Here is a 4,878-nt window from a genome sequence, read left to right as displayed (position 1 = left end):
CATAAATCCACACCATTCTATAAAGCCTTGAAAAAAGCAGATAAAAAAGATTGGATCATCCATCAAGGTACCATGGCAAACACCTTTCCTGTTCAAAATTCATTGGATCAATTTAGCCATTTTACCCTGGAGGGGGATTTGGTGACCATTTCAGAGCAGTTCAATCTAGGGGAAAAGCTATCCCCCTTTGCAAATTCGGGAGTAAGCATCAATGGGGAGGTATTTACGGCAAAGACCCATCCGAATTACGATGGGCCGCGAACGGTACTCGCCGATGTGTTGCAAAATGGGGAGGTCGCAAAGGATTTCTTTATTCCTGCTCATGAATATCCAAAATGGGAATATCTTAAAGGGGCAAAAAAAGAGGTGCGTACCGCCAAAAACGGCTTTGGATATAACTATAGTGAAGGCGCTATGGTCTTTCCGGATGCTTTGGACAATGCCTCCCGCACGATCATCACTGGTGAGGGAGGAAAAAGTCCATCGAGGTTCAAACATGTAGTTCAAACTTCAAAAGGATTGCGCCGATTGACCCCTATAGAATTGGAACGGTTGAACATGTTTCCTGACAACCACACCCAATTAGAGGGCGTTTCGGATACGAAACGTGCTTTTTTTATGGGTAATGCCCTAGTAGTTGGGGTGGTTGAAAAAATTGGAGAGGTCTTGTTCCGTAAAATCAACAGCTGAGGTGTGGGACTGGTTAGCAACTTTAGATCGGATTTGCAAAAAGAACAACACTTATCGATACTATTGGATGCCCTTTACAAAAAACACCTTCATCAATATCGATTTCAACGCATATCCGATTTAAAAAAGCAACTTCAAGGTATTGATCTTATATTGACCCGTAGTATGGATCAAAAGGAATTTTTAATAGATGAAAAAGCGCAATTGGATTATGTGAATGACGATCTACCTACCTTCGCTTTTGAGATCAACTACCAAAAAAACGGAAAGACAAAACAGGGTTGGCTTTTCGATCCTATAAAGAAAACTGATTTCTATGCATTGATTACGGGTATCTATTCTGATGAACCAAATAAATTTACTTCCTGCAAAATAACATTTGTGAACAGGGAAAAACTTGTTTTTTTCTTGAAGTCCAAAGCCATTACCGAAAATAGCTTGGTAGATTTCATGGAGAACTCCTTGCTAAGGGATGGAAAAATAAAAATGCCGGGGCTTGACTCCAAAACAGAAGGATACCTTTATTACTCAAAGTATAATAAGACCGAAAAACCGATCAATTTGGTTTTAAAGCTTGATTTTTTAATTGAAAATGGCTTGGCCAAGCGTTTGGTTTAACCGTATTTACAAACCCGGTGGTCGGTACGGTTTGAAATTGGGGCTGCCATGGGTTTCCATTGTGTATTTCATCGACAAACACGGTCACAATAGGGATTTTAGCAAACTAAAATTTCAGCTTTGATTATTTAGAAAACCGACCGATGGGTCGGTAAGGTCAATTTGAGTGTCTTGAAAACCAATCCAGCAACAGGTGCGATTGTTTGTCGTGGATACAGCACAATTCGTTACTTTTAGGCGTCTGCAATTCCTTAGTTTAACAATTTAATAGAACATCCCAACGAATATGGTTTTAAAATTTAGAATGTCTATACCGAGTGTACAATTGATTGCCGCGATAATGTTTGGTTTTGGCATGACCGCCATGTGCTTTGCCCAAAAGCTACCCTATAAGGATAGCGCCCTTGAAGTTGAGCTCCGGGTAAAAGACCTTCTGGGCAGAATGACCTTGGAGGAAAAAATATCCCAAATGAATATGTTGAGTTTGTCCGCATTGGAACTCGACGAAAACGAAATTGTAGATGCGGCCTCTTTAGAAAGTTTATTTCAAGGTAAAAGCATCGGTTGTTTGGAGAGCCCGTTTATAGGTGTTGATCAAATCGCAAAATTATCCGAAGCGGCTGACAGCTATCTTCGGAGTAAGACAAGACTTGGTATTCCAGCCATACAAATCGCAGAATGTCTGCATGGTCAATTGGCTTTTGGCGCCACTATTTTCCCACAGGCCATAGCCCAAGGAAGCACTTGGAACCCTGAGTTGATACAAAAAATGAGTTCGGTGATTGCGGAAGAAGCAAGTCTTTCCGGAGTGGACCAAGCCTTATCCCCTTTGTTCGATTTGGCTCGGGATCCGAGATATGGAAGGGTTGAAGAGTGTTATGGGGAGGATCCCTATCATGTCGCTGAAATGGGAAAGGCTTTTGTTATAGGCATGCAGGGAGACCCTGAATTCACAAAAAACCAAATTCCGGATAACAAACTAATGTGTACGGCAAAACATTTTGTGGCCTATAGCACCCCTATTGCAGGGATTAATCTTGGTCCAAATAATGTTGGTCCCAGGGATTTAAGGGATTTACATATGTATCCGTTCAAAAAAGTGATTCAAGAGGCCAATATCTATTCGGTAATGCCCGCTTATAATGAGGTAAATGGAATTCCAATGCACAGTAACGAATACCTTATGAAAGATATTTTACGTGGGGAGTTGGGTTTTAAGGGTTATGTGTTTTCTGATTATGAAGCGATTTGGATGTTGGAACACTTTCATGAAGTAACCTCTGATAAGGCCGAAACTGCCATTCAGACCCTCATGGCCGGTATTGATTTGGAGGCGCCCAAACCCTATGCTTTTTCAGAATTGGCGGAATTGGTCAAAACCGGAAAGATCGATAGTACCTTGATCGATCAAGCCGTCTTTAATATATTAACGGCTAAATTCAAGGCCGGTCTATTCGATAAACCTTATAGCGCCCCGCATAAGGTGTCGGATCTAATCCACACCCAAAAATCAAAAGCTTTGGCGCGTGAAATAGCGGAAGAGTCCATCATCCTACTTAAAAATGAAGCCGATCTATTGCCGTTGGATGTTTCCAAAATTCGGTCTATTGCGGTTATTGGCCCAAATGCGGATCAAGTGCAATATGGCGATTACAGTGCAACGAAGGACAATGCCTCGGGAGTAACCCTGTTAGAGGGAATAAAAAATTATGTGCACAACGGGGTGAAGGTGAATTATTCCCACGGTTGCACCATTACGGGTCTTGATGATGGTGATATCCCCGCAGCGGTTGCGGTGGCAGAGCAAAGCGATGTCGTGGTACTGGTCATTGGCGGAACCAGTATGACCCTTTCGGGCATTGGATGGGGTAAGGAAATTCCCGGAGACTTCGCAACTTCTGGTGAGGGGTTTGACAGAACAGACTTGACACCCCCAGGCATTCAACCCGAATTGATTCGGGCCATCCATAAAACTGGAAAACCCATCGTGTTGGTCATGGTACACGGAAGAGCATATTCCATTGCTTGGGAAAAAGAACATATTCCGGCCATTATCGAGGCTTGGTACCCAGGAGAAGAAGGCGGGAATGCGATAGCCCGAATTTTGTTTGGGGATGTGAATCCGTCAGGTAAGTTGCCGGTTACCGTTCCTAAAAGTGTGGGGCATCTTCCTTCCTTTTACAATACGAAACCTTCGGGAAAAGGCTTTTATCACAAACCGGGTACCAGGGAAAAACCCGGAAGGGACTATGTGTTTTCCTCGCCAGATCCGCTTTTCCCATTCGGACATGGCCTGAGCTATACCCAGTTTGAGTATTCTGATTTGAATGTTGGGGATACAAAATTGGATATGGACGGATCCATACATCTTTCCGTGAACATAAAAAACATTGGGGGAATGACAGGTAAGGAAGTCGTTCAGATTTATATCAATGATAAGGTAAGCTCGGTGACCACACCCATAAAAGTATTGAAGGAATTTAGGAAAATAGAACTGGTACCGGCCCAAACATCCACATTGGATTTTGTCATCCCCATCGAAGAATTAGGCCTTTGGGACAAGGATATGCGGTATAGGGTTGAGCCAGGGGAGTTTGAAATTATGGTAGGAAGTTCGTCGGAAGATATACGGCTTAGAAAAACCATCCAAATACATTGATTCCGAAAATTAACATAACACATTGTTAATCAAAGTGTGAAATTAGGTTTTGAAATGATTTTCCACTACCTTATGACATTATGACACATTTAGATATTGCAGAAAACAAAGCTTTTTTAGAAAAGTCCATTCACCATTTAGAAGCCACTGGTTTTGAAGAAATCAAAGCTGATATGGATGGATACGAGACCCCAAAATCCTTTTTGAAAAAAGGAAGTGACATTAAGATTACGCCTGATATCGTGGCCCTTAAAAACGGAATGAAATATTTCTTTGAGATTAGCCTTAAATCAGAAAATCCATTGATGCTTAAATCAAAATGGTTGTTTCTTGACACCTTGAGCAGAATGAGGTCCAATAGGTTTAGGATCATAACCACAAAAGGGCATTATAAGTTCACAGACTCTATGTTAGAGGATATTAACCTTACGAACAAGGAGCCTATTAGAATTTAGATTTTTTTTAAAGATTCATCCCTTTTGCATAGCTCGAGACAAAATCCTCTACTTCTCCTAGTTCGATAAATCTTTATTTTTTATCAATTTCAATCTGTATAAAATACCTTTGATGATGATGGGCCATGCAAGTAACCTGGCCAGATTCATCTCTTATGGAACCAAATCGGGGTGATCCCACGACTTCTTGGTCAAATTTCTTAATTCGGTTTATAAGATGAACCCTAATTTAAAGCCAAGAAGGTCCGTGTTATATTGATTATAATTGTAAAGGGTTGAATGATGGTTGTTTAATTATTCGATAAATTAAAAGTCGTACCGTGTTTATTTTTTTAACATGGCCACATGCGGAATTCCGTCTTCTAAATATTCCTCACCATCCTGCACAAACCCAAGTGCGTTGTAAAACTTCAAAAGGTATTTTTGCGCAGATATACGCATTGTAGTTTCATTGTA

Annotated in this window: 5 protein-coding genes; 4 read left to right on the top strand and 1 reads right to left on the bottom strand. The window is 41.1% G+C overall.

Going from position 1 to position 4,878, the window contains the following annotated elements; all coding sequences use genetic code 11:
• The 4 genes from WBM98_RS02345 to WBM98_RS02330 all read left to right on the top strand — a co-directional run.
• A partial coding sequence (locus WBM98_RS02345; RefSeq protein WP_424364413.1) for a DNA cytosine methyltransferase occupies nucleotides 1-690 on the top strand: 690 nt, incomplete at its 5' end.
• Nucleotides 691-693: 3 nt separating this feature from the next.
• The gene (locus WBM98_RS02340) at nucleotides 694-1,308 is read left to right on the top strand and encodes a hypothetical protein (protein WP_424364412.1); all 615 of its coding nucleotides are present in this window, start codon (nucleotides 694-696) and stop codon (nucleotides 1,306-1,308) included.
• Between the two features lie 304 nt (nucleotides 1,309-1,612).
• Complete coding sequence (locus tag WBM98_RS02335; protein ID WP_424364411.1) at nucleotides 1,613-3,967, top strand: glycoside hydrolase family 3 N-terminal domain-containing protein; 2,355 nt, start codon at nucleotides 1,613-1,615, stop codon at nucleotides 3,965-3,967.
• 80 nt (nucleotides 3,968-4,047) lie between these two features.
• On the top strand, nucleotides 4,048-4,422 hold the full coding sequence (locus WBM98_RS02330; RefSeq protein ID WP_424364410.1) for a hypothetical protein: 375 nt from the start codon (nucleotides 4,048-4,050) through the stop codon (nucleotides 4,420-4,422).
• Nucleotides 4,423-4,746: 324 nt separating this feature from the next.
• On the opposite strand, the gene WBM98_RS02325 is transcribed toward WBM98_RS02330, so the two are convergent.
• A partial coding sequence (locus tag WBM98_RS02325) for a GNAT family N-acetyltransferase (RefSeq protein WP_424364414.1) occupies nucleotides 4,747-4,878 on the bottom strand: 132 nt, incomplete at its 5' end.

Origin of the sequence: Maribacter sp. (assembly GCF_049667165.1) — a bacterium.
Classification (GTDB): Bacteria; Bacteroidota; Bacteroidia; order Flavobacteriales; family Flavobacteriaceae; genus Maribacter_A.
This window is presented reverse-complemented; position numbering and strand designations above follow the sequence as displayed.